The organism is Wolbachia endosymbiont of Tribolium confusum (assembly GCF_020405475.1).
GTDB lineage: Bacteria > Pseudomonadota > Alphaproteobacteria > Rickettsiales > Anaplasmataceae > Wolbachia.
In genome coordinates this window covers 66,391-82,987 of sequence record NZ_JAIZNT010000003.1, presented here as the reverse complement: position 1 = coordinate 82,987, position 16,597 = coordinate 66,391, and the positions used below count along the sequence as shown (strand labels likewise).

General features: G+C 34.1%; 14 protein-coding genes and 2 pseudogenes. 8 read left to right on the top strand and 8 right to left on the bottom strand.

The genetic code is table 11. The features are described 5' to 3' along the window. Positions 1-68: 68 nt before the first annotated feature. Entirely contained in the window at positions 69-2,639 is a 2,571-nt protein-coding gene (alaS, locus tag LEM02_RS02925) for an alanine--tRNA ligase (RefSeq protein ID WP_226079644.1), read from the bottom strand. A 218-nt stretch (positions 2,640-2,857) separates the two neighbouring features. Here alaS and LEM02_RS02920 point away from each other — a divergent pair, with 218 nt between their 5' ends. The 6 genes from LEM02_RS02920 to fmt all read left to right on the top strand — a co-directional run bounded on the left by LEM02_RS02920 (position 2,858) and on the right by fmt (position 7,118). Next, positions 2,858-3,814 carry a hypothetical protein gene (locus tag LEM02_RS02920; protein ID WP_226079643.1) on the top strand — a complete coding sequence of 319 codons (957 nt, stop codon included), beginning with the start codon at positions 2,858-2,860 and terminating at the stop codon, positions 3,812-3,814. A 288-nt stretch (positions 3,815-4,102) separates the two neighbouring features. Continuing rightward, positions 4,103-4,873, top strand: a complete 771-nt coding sequence (locus LEM02_RS02915) for a hypothetical protein (RefSeq protein WP_226079642.1) — start codon at positions 4,103-4,105, stop codon at positions 4,871-4,873. Between the two features lie 205 nt (positions 4,874-5,078). Continuing rightward, positions 5,079-5,522, top strand: a complete 444-nt coding sequence (locus LEM02_RS02910) for a PAS domain-containing protein (protein ID WP_226079641.1) — start codon at positions 5,079-5,081, stop codon at positions 5,520-5,522. Between the two features lie 90 nt (positions 5,523-5,612). Further along, positions 5,613-5,819: a 50S ribosomal protein L35 gene (rpmI, locus tag LEM02_RS02905; RefSeq protein WP_226079640.1), complete on the top strand. Its 207-nt coding sequence runs from the start codon at positions 5,613-5,615 to the stop codon at positions 5,817-5,819. A gap of 21 nt (positions 5,820-5,840) precedes the next feature. Beyond that, complete coding sequence (gene rplT / locus LEM02_RS02900; RefSeq protein WP_226079639.1) at positions 5,841-6,206, top strand: 50S ribosomal protein L20; 366 nt, start codon at positions 5,841-5,843, stop codon at positions 6,204-6,206. A 12-nt stretch (positions 6,207-6,218) separates the two neighbouring features. After that, positions 6,219-7,118 (top strand): methionyl-tRNA formyltransferase, encoded by a 900-nt coding sequence (fmt, locus tag LEM02_RS02895; RefSeq protein ID WP_226079638.1) that lies wholly within the window; start codon positions 6,219-6,221, stop codon positions 7,116-7,118. A gap of 87 nt (positions 7,119-7,205) precedes the next feature. Here fmt and LEM02_RS06885 read toward each other — a convergent pair. After that, positions 7,206-7,353 (bottom strand): annotated as a pseudogene (locus LEM02_RS06885) (WPE palindromic element domain-containing protein); the annotation flags it as partial. A gap of 127 nt (positions 7,354-7,480) precedes the next feature. On the opposite strand from LEM02_RS06885, the gene purH reads away from it, so the two are divergent. Next, complete coding sequence (gene purH, locus LEM02_RS02885; RefSeq protein ID WP_226079637.1) at positions 7,481-9,001, top strand: bifunctional phosphoribosylaminoimidazolecarboxamide formyltransferase/IMP cyclohydrolase; 1,521 nt, start codon at positions 7,481-7,483, stop codon at positions 8,999-9,001. Positions 9,002-9,456: 455 nt separating this feature from the next. On the opposite strand, the gene nth is transcribed toward purH, so the two are convergent. The 3 genes from nth to icd all read right to left on the bottom strand — a co-directional run bounded on the left by nth (position 9,457) and on the right by icd (position 12,919). Then, on the bottom strand, positions 9,457-10,095 hold the full coding sequence (nth, locus tag LEM02_RS02880) for an endonuclease III (RefSeq protein WP_226079636.1): 639 nt from the start codon (positions 10,093-10,095) through the stop codon (positions 9,457-9,459). A 21-nt stretch (positions 10,096-10,116) separates the two neighbouring features. Then, a complete protein-coding gene (locus tag LEM02_RS02875) occupies positions 10,117-11,418 on the bottom strand; it encodes a molecular chaperone DnaJ (protein ID WP_226079635.1) in 1,302 nt (433 codons plus the stop codon). 82 nt (positions 11,419-11,500) lie between these two features. Then, the gene (gene icd, locus LEM02_RS02870) at positions 11,501-12,919 is read right to left on the bottom strand and encodes an isocitrate dehydrogenase (RefSeq protein ID WP_226079634.1); all 1,419 of its coding nucleotides are present in this window, start codon (positions 12,917-12,919) and stop codon (positions 11,501-11,503) included. Between the two features lie 89 nt (positions 12,920-13,008). Between icd and LEM02_RS02865 the strand changes: the two genes are divergently transcribed. Next, positions 13,009-13,566, top strand: coding sequence for an RDD family protein (locus LEM02_RS02865; RefSeq protein ID WP_226079633.1), 558 nt, complete (start codon positions 13,009-13,011; stop codon positions 13,564-13,566). Between the two features lie 74 nt (positions 13,567-13,640). Here LEM02_RS02865 and LEM02_RS06880 read toward each other — a convergent pair. From LEM02_RS06880 to serS, 3 genes and pseudogenes are all read right to left on the bottom strand, one after another. Beyond that, a pseudogene (locus LEM02_RS06880) lies at positions 13,641-13,706 on the bottom strand (WPE palindromic element domain-containing protein); the annotation flags it as partial. 183 nt (positions 13,707-13,889) lie between these two features. Beyond that, positions 13,890-15,161 (bottom strand): phosphoribosylamine--glycine ligase, encoded by a 1,272-nt coding sequence (purD, locus tag LEM02_RS02860; RefSeq protein WP_226079632.1) that lies wholly within the window; start codon positions 15,159-15,161, stop codon positions 13,890-13,892. 33 nt (positions 15,162-15,194) lie between these two features. After that, positions 15,195-16,475 carry a serine--tRNA ligase gene (gene serS, locus LEM02_RS02855; RefSeq protein ID WP_226079693.1) on the bottom strand — a complete coding sequence of 427 codons (1,281 nt, stop codon included), beginning with the start codon at positions 16,473-16,475 and terminating at the stop codon, positions 15,195-15,197. Positions 16,476-16,597: the final 122 nt, after the last annotated feature.

Here is a 16,597-nt window from a genome sequence, read left to right as displayed (position 1 = left end):
CACTTAATAATGTTTATAGAGTGTTATCCATTAGGACGCTGTTTCTTATGTCGGCTGTACAGCGTAGCCTACATTAGCTCTTGTAAGCTACTGCCAATAGTAGTGATAACATTATCATTATTACAGCTTGTTTGGGTAAGTTCGGCATTTCCACCGCAATCCCTTCTGGTTACAGTAGATACTAGCTCTTTTGCATTGATCTTATTAGTTAAATCTTTACTTACTTTGACAATCAAAACTGTTTTATCCTTTTCTGTTACCATGAAGGCTATTACAGTTTTCGGTTTTTGTTGCTGTAGAGCAAATTCCCTTATTATACTTCCTGGAACGTTATTGAAAGTGTGGCTTACAAAATTTATTCCATTTATTTCGGTACTTTTTACATTTTCTACACTGATAAGCTTTTTATAAAGATTTTTTATTTTGACTTCAAATTCTTTGCGCTCCTGACTTAAAATACTGAGTCGACTTGTTATTTCATTTACTGGTGCTTTTACGAATTCTGCAACTTTTTTTAAGCTAATTTCGTTATTGCGTACATAATTAATTGCTTCTTGACCGGTTAAAGCTTCAATTCTTCTTACTCGAGATGCAACGGAACATTCTGCTGCTATCTTAAACAAACCAATTTCTCCGGTACGCTCCACGTGTGTACCACCACATAATTCTTTTGAATCTCCAATTTTTACAACCCTAACATTATCACCATATTTTTCACCAAATAAGGCCATCGCTCCTTCGTCTATTGCCTCATCCATACCTTGAACTTTTGTGGACGTAGAAAGATTTTCTCTGATTAGAGAGTTTACTATATCTTCTACTGAAGACAGCTGATCCTGAGTGACTGGCTTATTGTGACTAAAGTCAAATCTTAGTCTATTTGGTGCAACTAGAGAACCTTTTTGAGTAACGTGATCACCTAAGATTTTTCTGAGTGCAAAGTGTAGAAGATGTGTAGCTGAATGATTTCTTCTTAAGTCTTGTCTTCTTTTTTTGTCAATACTAGCTGTAACTGTGTCACCTTTACAAACTGAGCCAGATTCAACTATACATCTGTGTAAATATAGGTCGTTAATCTTGTTGGTATTTTCCACTGTTAACGTACTTCCATCAGACTTTATAAAATTTCCAGTATCTCCCACCTGTCCACCTGACTCGCCATAAAAAGGTGTTTTATCAAGTATAATAGTTATCTTTTCTCCTTCTTTTGCAGAATCAATCATTTCATTTTTAGGGGAAATTATTGCGAGTACTGTTGCATCCTTTACTTCATCACGTTCATAACCAACAAATTCCGTTTTGCCAAACTGATCGATTAAATTAAACCATACTTGTTCAACAGACTTTTCACCAGATCCAGTCCAATTAGCACGTGCTCTTTCTTTTTGCTCTTTCATTGCATTGTCAAAACCTTTTTGGTCAAAATTTATTTTTTTCTCTTTTAAAATATCAAGTGTGATATCCAAAGGAAATCCATAAGTGTCATATAGTTTAAATGCTGATTCTCCAGATAGAGTGTCACCTGATTTTAAATCTGCAGTGAATTTGTCCAAGAGATTAATGCCTTTCATTAAAGTGTCTTTAAAGTTTTCTTCCTCTGATTTTAACGTTGTTTCTATTAAGCTTTTAGCTCTGATTAGCTCTGGATAAGCATCTCCCATATAAGCCAAATTTGTGCCATCTATGAGTGCAGGAAAAACAAGATACAATAGAGAATCATTATATCCAAGTAGGTGGATATAACGTGCTGCTCTTCTGATCAATCTGCGTAGTATATAATTTCTTCCTTCATTTCCAGGAAGCACTCCTTCTGCGATGAGAAATGCAGCTGCACGAAGGTGATCTGCGATAATCTTATGAGCTACTTTACTTTCCGTATTTCCACAGTACTCTTGCGATTTACTTACCAGAGCAGAAAATAGGTCAATATCATAGTTATCATGAACGTTCTGCATAACAGCTGCTATTCTTTCAAGGCCCATTCCGGTATCGATGCATTTTTTTGGTAATTTTTGTAAATTACCTTCTTCATCTTTATTAAATTCCATGAACACCAGATTCCAAATTTCAACAATTCTGTCATCCTCATGCAAATCAGGATTTGCATGATCGTAAAAGATTTCAGAACATGGACCACATGGACCAGTGCTTCCCATGCTCCAAAAGTTATCATCTGTTGTAATTCTTATGATTTTATCATCTGAAAAGCCACTTATCTTACGCCAAATTTCATATGCTTCATCATCAGTGTGGTAAACAGTTATGGATAGTCTGTTTTTATCAAGAGACAATTCTTCAGTAATAAATTTCCACGCAAATTCTATCGCAGTTTCTTTAAAGTAATCACCAAAGCTAAAATTTCCGAGCATTTCAAAAAATGTGTGATGCCGAGATGTATAGCCAACATTTTCAAGATCATTGTGTTTACCACCTGCTCTGAGACACTTTTGACTTGAGACGGCACGTTTCATTTCAGTTTTTTGCGTGCCGGTAAAGATGTTTTTGAACTGTACCATACCAGCATTTGTAAACATGAGTGTTGGATCATGCTCTGGAATCAAAGGAGAAGAAGGAACTTGCTCATGATTATTATTTACAAAAAATTTTATAAATCTTTCTCTAATTTCGTTTAGCTTCATCGTTTTTACAGAGGTTATCTATGCATAATAAGTTGTAACAGAAGTAAAATCAATTTATCAATCTAAATATTAATATATACATTACTTAGTATAATAAAAGTAACTTTTACATAAAAATTTTAATAAAAAGATATAGGTTTAAATATTTTATCCACTAACATAGAGAAGTATTTGTTAATTCAAATAATACTTTTATTAATTAATTTAAGGAGTGTGAAATGCCAAAAAAATTCCAAAACACTAAGAATAGCATGCGAAAGAGAGAAACAACAAATAAGCAGGAGATGGATGGTCCAACAATTAGAATTGTATCTGACTTGGAAAGTATAAAACAAAACAGAAGGGTAGAATTTTTAATTAAAGGAGAGAATTTAACAGTAAAAGACCTCTCTATATCTTCTAGAGCAGCTGAGATAGGCTTGGTTACAGGAATAGTAAATTCAATAGACATTCCTCAAGCAATTCGTGAATCGACAATAGATGGAATTATTTTAGGTCTTAAGAGTGGAGAAATAGAAAAAGGTAAAGAATATAATTATAGAGAATTTAAGAAAATATATCTAAAAAACCTTGTAGATGAATTGGGTAAGGATAGTTCAAAAAAGCTAAAAGAAAGAACTGATGAAAATAGCCAATTGAGAGAATCTACTACTGAAGAAATTGGTTATCAGATGCAGGAAGATGTAACTATCGAATCAGCTTCTTTAACAAAACAAGAATTCGATTTTGCATCACGCAAAGTAACTACTAAAGAGATTAATGACGTAATAAATGAAATAGAAGAATCAAATGCTAGTTATGGAATTACTCCTGAAGATATAAGTAGTGTGTCCCGTTTTGATAGTAATTCACAAGAAGTATTAGATCATTCTATATTTAATAGCACAGATGTGGAAGGGCCTAAATTACCCGAAATAAATGGAGGACAGTATATAGGAATAGCAGGGATTGCTGGTGGTATATTGGGTGGAGTGCTAGCAGTAGCTTTTGCAGGATTAGGATACTTTGTATGGCATAGAAAAAATAGGGAAGGTAGCTACGATGTTGAAAAAGCGATGAAAAACCTTCTTGAACAAGCTCAACTTGAGCATTCCGGATCTACATCAGAAATAGAATCTTTGCTCAGCAATGCTACATCGGTAGCACCTCTATCTTCTCAGATTAGTGTCGAGTAAAATTCCAGAGTTGATGGCACAACAGTGCCATCAACTTAGCTCTTACAGCACTTATATGCTCTGGAACCAAAGGAGAAGACATTTTCCTGTCTTACAAAAAATTTTATAACTCTTTCTCTAATTTTATATCGTTTTTACTAAGGTATAATAAATTGCAATGAGAAATTCAGATATTAATATATATATTATTTAGTATAATAAAAATATAAAAATCTTAGTGAAAAGATGTGGACTTAAATAATTTATCTTTTATACATAAGGAAATATTGATCAATTTGGAGGTCATATATGCCAGGAAGATTGTTACACGTTAAAGATACTGTACGAGAAAAAGGATTAATCAATAAGGAAAAAAGGAATAGATGGATTAGTATTGAATCTGAATTGCAAGATGTAGAACAAAATAGAACAATATATTTTCTATTGGGAGGAGGTGATTTAAAACTCAGTTATGTGTGCATACTTGACGATTCATCTTATCGTATTCTTGTTGCTGAAGGAGAAATAGTGCATGCAGAAAATCCAAAAGTGATGATTGATGATATTGTTTCTGATCTCAAGAGTGGAAAAATACGAAGTTATAAAAGATATAATGCCAAAGAGTTTTATGAAAAGTATCTCAAAGAATTTTTGAGTAATGAGAATTTGCAAAAGCTGGAAGCTGGTGATATTGAAAGTACAACAACAGAACTACCAAACTTAAAACAAGTAATGGAAGAAATGAAAAAATCAAGCGCTAGTAATGGAATTACAATTCAAAATATAGGAAATGTTAAAAATACGACAAATATTTTGGGTAATCCTATGATTTATGATATGAACTTGAGAAGATTTAAATTATTGGAAACACCTTCAAACGAGAAAAATAATATAGTGTTCACAGTAGGTATGTTAGCAATGGGAGTAGTCTTGTTAGCAGCTATCGCAGCAGCTGTACCATTTAAATGTTGGTTTTATAATAGAAAAAATAAAAGCCATAGTAGTTCTAAGGAAGAAACTTCATCTAGTAATTTATTAAGTGCAATAACCTTAGAAAGTAGAGGTAATAGTATTATTTAGTCAAAATATTGCAAAAATAGAATTTTTTTATTTCACAGTTTCCTCATTTAATAATTTTTATGCTCTAATTATTATACTTAATTTATCATTACCTGTTGTGTAAACAGGATGAGAATTTTCAATAATCTACATCCTGTAGTAAGAAAAAATCAATACATTCACGATAAATTTACCTCATATCTGTGTTTTATATGTGGAATTTCGAATGGAAAATTATGCAGGCAAAGAAAGAAGAATAGCAAATGTGGTAACTGAGCACTGGAGTGGCATAAAAGGACCAGACAGAGATTGGCCAGAAAGGCGCGAAATAGATACTGCAGAAATAATGGAGTCATGGCAGCATTGTTTTATCATTGAAGTCAAGGATCAAGGTTATATTTGTGAAAATGCAGGAGAAAAGGCTGTTGAATTTTATGGTTTTGAGAAAAAGACGCGCATTGATAATAAGTATGCAATTGATGCACCATTTTTGCGGTTATATAAAATAGATGCAGTTATTGATAAACTTGATACTGTAATAGAGAGTAAATGCCCAATCAATGAGGAGGAAGAAAGTGAAAGTGTTAAAATGAGGCAAGTATTGTTGCCACTTGGGAATAAAGAAGGTATAACACATATACTGGGTGTGATTACATTTAAGCTCCTCTAAAACACAATTTTAATTTGATTCTTTAATAAAATTATCTATACTCATAATTAATTACTGCTAAAGAATTAAATAGCGGAACTTGTTTGGGATATGACAAAAATGAAATTAAAAACTAAATCTTCTGTCAAAAAGCGCTTTCACCTTACAGCTAAGGGTAAAGTCATCTCTACTCAGTCAGGTAAAAGACATGGTATGGTAAAGAGAAGTAAATCTAATATTCGTAATCAGCGTGGTACAACGATTCTTAGTAAATCTGACTCGCGCATAGTTAAGCTTTATATGCCTTATGGTATTTAACAAAATGGAGGTAAAATAAAAATGGCTCGAGTAAAACGTGGAGTCACTACTCATGCTCGTCATAAAAAGATATTGAAACTAGCAAAGGGCTATAGAGGGCGGGCAAAGAATTGTTATAGAATTGCATTACAAAGAGTTGAAAAAGCACTGCAATATGCTTACAGAGACAGAAGAACCCGTAAACGTGATTTTCGTGGTTTGTGGATAATACGTATTAATGCAGCAGTAAGAAAACATGGACTTACTTACGGTAGATTTATGCATGGTCTTACACTTGCCGGCATTGATTTAAATAGGAAAATTCTTGCTGAGATGGCCGTTAATTATAAGGATGATTTTGCCAAATTAGTAGAAGCTGTAAATGGCAAACTAGCGGAGAATTCTTAAAGCAAAAACACCATGAGAATTATTTTCATGGGATCACCAGGATTTGCTGTTAATTCTCTGAGCTTGTTGCTGAAATCAAAGAGCGAAGTGGTAGCAGTATATACTAAGGCTCCAAAACCTTCAGGACGTGGACAGAAGCCAACGAAATCTCCAGTACATGTTATCGCTGAAGAAAGTAACATAGAGGTATGTACTCCTATCTCTCTAAAGTCTTCGGCAGAGCAAGAAAAATTTAGAAACTTCAAACCAGACGTTGCAGTTGTTGCTGCGTATGGATTGATACTTCCAAAAGAAATTTTAAATATTCCCAAATATGGTTGTATTAATATTCATCCATCATTGCTGCCCAGGTGGCGCGGTGCAGCTCCGATACAGCACACAATTTTAGCTGGAGATCAAGAAACCGGAGTCAGTATCATGCAATTAGATGAGGGATTAGATTCTGGTCCTATTTTAAAACAGAAAAAACTTCTTATTGAAAAAAGCGATAATTATAAAACGTTGCATGATAAATTGTCTGAATTAGGTAGTGATTTACTGCTGAAAGTGCTAAACGAAATTGAAAAGCAAGTTCCCTTAAAACAGAGCGATAACGATGCGTGCTATGCTGACAAAGTAAAAGACTATAAAATTTACGCAAGTGACGCCTGTGAAATTGCTTATAGAAAGGTTAAAGCATTTTACCCAAAAGCGTTCATTAAGGTAGAGAATAAACGTATCAAGATACTTGATGCTGACTTTGAAGCTTTCGCTTCAGAACAAGGTAAGATCATTAATGATAACATGCACATGAGTTTAAAAGGTGGCATTTTAATTCCTAAAGTTATACAAATGGAAGGGAGAAATCCTTGCAGTATTGAAGATTTTATTCGTGGCTTAAAATCAAGTTTAACAAAAAAATTTATAGAATAGACTACTTTGAAGGGAGGGTGAGGAGAGCTAAAGCAACTTCTACAATTTGGTATTCCGCTGCTTGTTAGCGGAATCTACAACAAGATACCGCGTTTTGGTGTACGAACATTGCAATTTGCAGGTAATTTGAGTAGTAGATGGTGTCATTCCAGTCTGGAATCCAGTTTCTATTGTACAGCCACCTGGTGTGCTCATTTAAAGTGAAGTTTTCTGGATCCCAGTGTCTGAGCACTGGGATGACATCTTTCTTGGTCTCTTGCATCACAATGTTCGTACAGTTATGGATACCGCAGTGGTATGACGTAGTAGCTATATATAGACAAATTTTCTTTTCTTAGATATAATCCTAAGAAACCTTCCATATGAAAATTAAAAGAGCTTTAATATCAGTATACGATAAGACAAATATAACTGAACTTGCATCGTTTTTGATGCAGCAACAAATAGAAATTCTCTCAACAGGGAATACTTATAAAGTGCTATCAGGTGCGGGAATAAAAACGCAAGAAGTTTCAGATTACACACAATTTCCAGAAATACTAGATGGCAGAGTGAAAACTTTACATCCTAAAATTCATGGAGGAATACTCTGTGATCGAAAAAGGCACGAAAAGGAAATGCAGAATCTAGAAATTAAGCCGATAGATCTGCTTATAACTAACTTATATCCATTTTGGAAAACGGTTAATAGCAACTCAAGTGAGAAGCAAATCATAGAACAAATAGATATAGGTGGAGTAGCATTAATTAGAGCTACAGCAAAAAACTTTCATTTCACTTCAGTGATTTCTAGCATTCAAGATTACGAAACACTGAAAGCTGAGATGATCAAAAATAACAATCAGACAACATTAGAATATAGAAAACATCTAGCAACTAAAGCATTTGCTCTGACTGCACAGTATGATTCTAATATTTACAATTGGTTTTTATCACAGGGTAAAAGCAATGAGTTACCAGAGTTTTTTACTTTATATGGATGTAAAGCACAAGGACTTAGGTATGGTGAAAATCCTCATCAAAAAGCTGCATTTTATAGCAATCAATTTAGCAAATATCCACTGGAGAAAATACATGGAAAAGAGTTGAGCTATAATAATATAGTCGACATAGAGTCTGCACTTAACATAATTTCTGAGTTTCAAGAACCTGCAGCAGTGATAATAAAGCACAATAATCCATGTGGCGCTGCTGTTAGTGATAGTGCTTTAAAAGCATATGAAAAAGCTCTATCATGTGATGAAATAAGCAGTTTTGGTGGAATAGTTGCTTTCAATCGGGAGATAGATTTAAAGCTAGCAGAGAAATTAAACGAGATATTTTTGGAAGTGGTGATAGCACCATCGGTAAACAATGAGGCACTAAAAATTTTACAAAAAAAGAAAAATTTAAGAGTGATTATTCATCAATCTCTTCAGCAAAATGCAAAATATCAAATCAAAAATGTTGTTGGCGGGTTCTTAGTGCAAGAAAATAATAACCATACAGTAAAAGTAGAAGAAATAAACCGAGTGACAGAATGCACTACAACAAAAAAAGAGAAGGAAGATCTTATTTTTGCTTGGAAAATATGTAAACATGTAAAATCCAATGCAATAGTGATAGCAAAAGACGGTTGTGCTATTGGCATCGGTGCAGGACAAACAAGCAGAATAGATAGTGTGAATATTGCAGTAAAAAAAGCAGGTGAAAAATGTAAAGGCGCAGCGCTTGCTTCAGATGCATTTTTTCCATTTCCAGATAGTATAGTAGAGAGTGCAAAGCATGGAATTACAGCTATAATTCAGCCAGGTGGCTCATTGAAAGATCAAGACGTGATAGTAGCTGCAAATGAGAATAAAATTGCCATGTTTTTCACTGATGTTCGTAACTTTCTCCATTAAGCTTTGTATCCTGTCAAAATTATACCCACACAGGGCTTTGTTGCATAGCAGCTTATAGGTATGAAAATTGTAGTAAATTTATGTAGTTACTTTAAACTCAACTATACCTATCTGTAATTGTAAGCTGTACTCTTGAGCTCCTGATGCGATTTATAGCAAATCCTAAAATGCCTTGCTGTTTTTCCTTATAGACATTCAGCTTACCTTGCACATTAGTCTATCTGGATGACATTTTACTTTTTCTAGAATATAATAATTCCCTAGAAATTACCCTACTCAATTCTATTGTACCTTGTTTAACATTGAAACATGAGTCTGGAATCTAGAAATTTTTTAAGAACAAAAGTTATTCTAAGTTTTTGTTGGTAAGAAACCAGTGTCAGCTACTCGGATGACACCATCATAGAGATCAGCTACTTGGATGATAAAAGTAAGAAATATCGAAGTGTTGTGTGCTAGACTTTATACCTCTTACATTCAAACTCACATAAATCATGAATTATGCATGTTTCACACGAAGGTTTTCGCGCTTTGCAAACATATCTACCATGCAAAACTAGCCAATGATGAGCATAAAGCAGGTATTTTTTTGGAACCACATTCAAAAGAGATTGCTCTGTTTTAAATATATCTTTTTCTTTCACAAGCCCAACTCTATTGCTTACTCTAAAAACATGAGTATCAATTGCCAATGTTGGAATACCAAGCCCTGAATTTAAGAACACATTAGCGCTCTTTCTCCCAACCCCTGGTAAAGATACCAAATCATCGAAATTAGTAGGCACTTTGCTATTGTACCTCTCAATCAATATTTTGCTGAGCCCGATTATATTTTTTGCTTTGGAATTATATAAACCAATACTGCTTATGTATTTTCTCAGCTCACTTTGCCCAAGATTCAGCATTTTTTCTGGCGTATCAGCGATACTAAATAGCTCCTTTGTAATTTTATTAACACTTATATCGGTCGTCCGCGCTGACAGAACTATTGCAACTAATAACGTAAAATGATTGGTATAATTTAGCTCTATTTTTGGCGCAGGATTTGACTGTTGAAATTTTTCAAATATTAATTCTACTTTTTTTGAGTCCATGCATAGAGCTAAAAGCTTATACTATACTGTTTGCTGTGCAAATTCAATTGCTTGAGGATTAGATAGTCCTTCAGTATTAACATCAGACATATCAGTTTTTACCTCATCAAAATTCCTTTCAGCAAACTCGCTTGCCACTTCTGCAAAACATTTTCTAACAAGAGGCATGATAATTGGCATTAACAGTTTTCGTGGATCATACCGTCCTAACAGATCAGTCTCCTTTTGCACTCTATCTCTTGGATCCTCTTCTAGTAAATCTTTTGTGTGCTTGTCAGCATATATTTCACAGCCTTTTGAGAAAATAGGAGCTAATGCTTCAATTAATACTGCCAATAACAATAGTGGACCAAGTACAGCTCCACCAACAGTTAATCCATTAGCAATGAAATTTATTGTAACTAAATAAACAGAAAAAGCAGCTAAAGGATAGTTGATAAGAAGTTTACTGCTTAGCTCGATATAGCTCATCTTACTTATGAATTCATCAGTAGAAATTTCTGAATTTTTATACTTTTCCATATAATAATTCACTAATAAACCAGAGGCTCTACTAATAGCGATGTTAAATGCTATGATCCACCATGAAAAATAGCAACCTATAGTAACTGTAGTTAACAGGCCTAAGGGTAGAACACTAAGAGTCCGAATAAATAGTAAGGCATTTTTACGTTCTATAAATCTTAACGCTAATTCTTTTTTATCCTCATCTACTAGGTTCTTTTTTTCCTTTAGAGGAGAAATATAATTGAATAATTGTATGCTTGGCTTTGCTATATATTGATATAACTCTTGCATTAACTTTGCACTTTGTACACTCTTCTGAAAATTATCTAAATTTGGATTTAGCAAAATCCTCCCTATTTGAGCCTGAAGTTCATTATAGCTTTTTAGGTCTTCTCCAAACGAACAATCATTTCTTTTTAGTATAGCAATCAACCCATCAAAATCTTTACCTACAGCTTCTTCCTCACTGATTTTTAGCTCGTTAAACAACTTTCTCCTATAGTGAAACTCTCTTGCCGTTAAACGCCCATCACTTTCAGCATCAACGCTGACTTTAACACAAGGATTTCCTGACTCCAAAGGTTCAATGTACTTTTTTAGCTCTTGATAAGCTTTATAAATCTGATCAAATCTATTTTTGTCTCCACCCTTGTCAGGATGGTTTACAAGTATCAATTTATTATATTGTTTTTTCAGAAATTTGCTAAGAGCTTGATAATCCTTACCTACAATTTGTTCAGCTTTTATCTCTAGTACGTTAAACAGATCATTATTATCATAAAACTCCTGACCAGTTAACTTAAAATGTTGACTCATTACTACACCTCACATAAATACACGATACTATTAGTATAATATATTTAATGTTTCACACAAGCATAAAAATATCAAGCAACCACTAAGAGAAGAAACCCTCTTTCCCATCATACAAATACAACTTATCCATTCTCACCACATCAAAATTGTGTTCCTCAAATTTGATTAGCAAGTTATTCACATCACTATTTGTAATTTCATTATTTGCAATAAACCTGCAGGTTATTTGGTCACTTGAAGATTTTGAGCCTCCTGGCCAAATTGCAAGTCCTTTTGAGTATATTGCTATCATTTTCAGATTACTCGATTCAAATAATCCTACTATTTGATCAAAATTGTTGGATTTGTCCCAGGCAAGCGTTATATCACTACCCACTAGCTTTTTAACTTTGTAATCTTGTTTATAATTGTCTTGTACTTTATTTATTTTACTATCCGAATCACTGCTAATTATAAGCTCAGGTAATGTTGCAGGTTTCTTTCCTAGATTATCTATGACGGCTTGTGCAAATTCTTTTGTTCCAACTTTCTGTTTACTCCTTTTCTCCTTATATAAATCAGCAGTGTGTACTCCATCTTCCAAAGTCTTGAGCCATGCATCGTAGATTAGTTTTGCAGTACTCACTTGACCAATATAGACCAACATATGTACTGCAGCATTTAAAAGACCAGAAGGATTAGCTATATTTTTTCCTGCAATATCAGGAGCAGAGCCGTGGACCGCTTCAAACATTGCATATTCATTACCTATGTTGCTACTTCCAGCGAGTCCCACAGATCCAGAGGTTTGTGCAACTATATCTGATAATATGTCGCCATACAAGTTCTCGGTTACTATAACATCGAAATTCTCGGGCTCTGTAGCAACTTTTGCCATTCCAATATCAACTATATAATGTTCTATCTTTATATTTGGGTATTCTTTTGAAATATAACCAAATGCTGCATGAAAGGTGCCATCAGTCATTTTCATTATGTTATCTTTAGTCAGGCAAGTTACTTTCTTTCTGTTATGTTTTTTCGCATATTCAAAAGCGTACCTGCATATTTTTTCTGAGCCAGATCTAGTAATAATTTTAGTGCATTGGTACGAGTCACCAGTGAGCCTATGCTCTATTCCCGTATAAACGTCTTCTTCATTTTCACGTATTACAACAACATCAAATTTATCGAATTTATTTTCTATAACAGGGTGATACGAAATGCATGGTCTTATGTTTGCATACAGCCCTAAGTTCTTTCTGAGCGCAACGTTTAAGCTTTTGTGCCCTTTACCTTGAGGAGTTGTTGTTGGAGATTTGAGTAATATCTTTGTCCTTTCGATAGATTCCCAACCACTCGGAGAAATTCCATGAGACCATTCCTTACTATAAACACGCTCCCCTATTTCAATAATATCTATTGAGATCTCTGCTTTCGCTTCACGCAATATCGACAGCACCGCTTCCATAATTTCTGGTCCGATACCATCACCATATGCGACTGTGATTGGTGTTGACATAACTTCCCTACCTATAAATGATTTAATGTTAATTCAAATAATAAAGTGGGTCAATGTTGCTAAAATAGCATATTTACGGTTATTTAATAATGAACTTTTATAGTGGTTATAGCATTGCAAAATATGGAAAGTGTATGGATACTAAAACAAGTTATGCAGGGATGTTTAGGCGAGCTTTTGCATATGTAATTGATATTGTTTTATGGGTAATAATAGCCTTTATTACAATCTTTTTTCTATATTTTCTACATCATTCATCTACATCATACAATGATGCAGACGATACTTACAAGACAGTTATCCACATGATAGTTTTTATAGTGATACTACCAATATATATAATTTTTAGTATACTAATGACAACAAGACTTGGCGGCACTCCAGGGAAATTACTATGCGGCATATATATAAAAGATGCAAATACATTTACAAATGTTACCCTAAAGCAAGCAACAATAAGATCCTTTTTTAAGGACGGCATTTGGACTATTTGTAATTTTCTATATGATCATCTTCCTGGCTACGTTTCTGGATGTCTTTTTATCGTACAAGTCTCAGTTTTAATGTTTGCAATATTTGACCAGCGCAAGCAGACTTTTTATGATAAAATTGCAAAAACAGTAGTAATAGACTATAAACCTAGTTGATATTTTTCTTTAGTTGTTACCACCAAGGGTGTTATTCCAGCGCGTGACCCACATCTGTACGAACATTGCAATTAGCAGGTAATTTGCATAATAGACGGTGTCATTCCAATGCTTGACACTGGAATCCAGTTTTCCATATAATCTCATCGAAAACGTTGTAACCACTTTCTATGCTAGTGTGCTTTCATCAACCTGGATCCCAGTGTCAGCTACTTTCATGACAAGAAAAGAAGTACTGGTTTCACATGAATCTGAACAGATATCATGTTTTTCTTTAGTTTACTGCTTGCAAAGTGACTTTTTTCGTTTCTGTATGAGCTAAATTAACTACCAATATCATACCTGAAGAACCCACCTGACCATTCTAGAAAATTTAACGCTGAGTACACTTTACTTTTAGCTTCTTCCACAGTGTTTCCTTCTCCTACTATATTTAGCACTCTTCCGCCATCGGAAATCCAATTACCACTTTCATCCAACTTAGTACCAGCATGAAAAACTAGCACACCAGGAATGTTTTCAATTTTATCCAATCCTTTAATTACCTCTCCTTTTTGATAATCACCAGGATAGCCTTTACTTGCAACGACTACACAAACTGTAGTTTTGTGATTAAACTCCACCATTTTTGTATTTAACTTGCCTTCTGCAACTGACAACATCAACTTTAACAAATTACAATTTGGATTAAGTCTAGGTAACATAGATTGTATTTCCGGATCCCCAAACCTAACATTATACTCAAGAAGCTTTGGACTATCTTTGCAAATCATTAAACCAGCAAAGAGTACTCCTTTATAGGATGTTCCCATGTTAGTCAGTGCTTGAATTGTAGGATATATTATTTTTTGGATAATTTTTTGCTCCATCTCCTTACTTATAATCGAAGGTGATGAGTATGACCCCATGCCTCCAGTATTTTGTCCCTCGTTATTTTCACCAACTCTCTTGTAATCTCTTGCACACCCAAAGGTTACTACCTTCAACCCATCAATAAGAGCAAAAAAACTTACTTCCTCTCCTATTAAAAACTCTTCTATAATTATTTCTTCACCTGACTCACCAAGATTTTTCTCCACTAGCATTGAATCTATTGTTGAAAAAGCTTCATTTTCTGTGTGGCATATTATGACGCCTTTCCCTGCTGCAATTCCATTTGCTTTAATTACAAGCGGAAATTTTATTTTATTACTACGGACAAAATTTTTAGCTAACCTTTCATCAATAAAACGCTCATACTTTGCAGTTGGTATACCATACTGTTTACATAGTTCCTTCGTAAAAGACTTTGATGCCTCAAGTTTTGCAGCTGCTTGACTTGGAGCAAAAACATTTATTCCCTCTGCAGCTAAATCATCAGCAAGTCCATTAATTATCGGTTGCTCTGGACCAATAATTACTAGCTCTATATTTTCTTTCTTGCAAAATTGTGTAACATCCACTGAATCTTGAATATTTATATTCACAAGAACTCCAAAATTCTCCATGGCCGGGCGACCAGGAGTAACATATAACTTAGTCAAGGTAGGAGACTTCTTTAGAGCCCAAAGTAAAGCATGCTCACGCCCACCAGAACCTATAACCAAAACCTTCATCTTTATTTCCTCGTTTTTCTATATATGTCAAAATTATTGTTTGCTTATAACAGTATCATTACTCATGTATCTTTGCAACACGTTTGGTATTGTAACTGACCCATCGGAATTTTGATAATTCTCCATTATGGCAACAATTGTTCTTCCTATGGCTAAAGCTGAGCCGTTTAAAGTGTGAACGTATTTTTTTGTTTTTCTGTCAGTTTCCAAGAAGTATTTAGTGTTCATTCTTCTTGCCTGGAACGTACCGCAATTTGAGCAGCTTGATATTTCTCTATATTTATTTTGCTCAGGTAACCATACCTCTATGTCATAAGTCTTTTGTGCAGCAAAACCCATATCGCCACTGCAAAGTAGCATTACTCTATACGGTAATTCTAGTTTTTTTAATATCTCTTCAGCAACACTAGTCATACGTTCAAGCTCGTCTTTTGACTGGTCTTCAGTTGTGATGCTTACCAACTCCACTTTACCAAATTGATGTTGCCTTATCATACCTCTTGTATCTCGTCCTGCACTGCCAGCTTCTTTACGAAAACATTCTGAATATGCAGTAAAACGAATAGGCAGTTCTTTTTCTTCTATTATTTTGTCAGCAACTAAATTTGTTAAAACTACTTCACTTGTGGGAATTAATCTTAATTTATCGGTAGTTAAATATGAGTCATCAGAAAATTTTGGTAGCTGACCAACGTTATACATCGCCTCGTTTTTCACCAGGGCTGGGTGATACACCTCAGTATAGGCAAATTCATTAACATGTGTTTCCAGCATAAAATTTATTAATGCTCGTCCAAGCTTAGCTAACTGTCCTTTTAATATTGTAAACCTTGATCCAGAAATTTTTGCTGCCTGCTCAAAATCCATCAAGCCTAACCTTTCTCCAAGCTCATAGTGAGATTTTGGCATAAAATCAAACTGTCTTTTTTCTCTATATTTTCTCACTTCTAAATTAGAGTTCTCATCTGCGCCTATTGGCACATCTTGCGCAGGAATATTCGGCAAGTTAGATAAAACATTCACTAACTTATCCTTTTCTGCTTGTTCTTTTAAGCTAATTGCCTCTATCTCATTCGTGATGTTTTTTGATGATTTTATTTGCTCTTCACAGGGGCTTTTGCTCATTTTAAGCTTCTTTATTTCTTCTGTGACTTCGTTGCGTTGCTTATTTAAAGCTTGCAGTTTAGTAGTTAGTGATCTTTTTTTATGGTCAATCTCTAATATTTCTTCTGTAGTAAATTCTTTCACCCCTCTGCTTTTTATTGCTTTTTCAAATCCTTCAGGGTTTTTGCGTATATCTTCTATATCATGCATATGTTGTGCTATTACTAACATCATTACTGTACTTCAAAAGCTTTTAATGCTCAATATTTTTACATATAAATGCTAATATTGATTTTACCTTCATAATTTGCTAGAATTAGTTAACGTAGTAT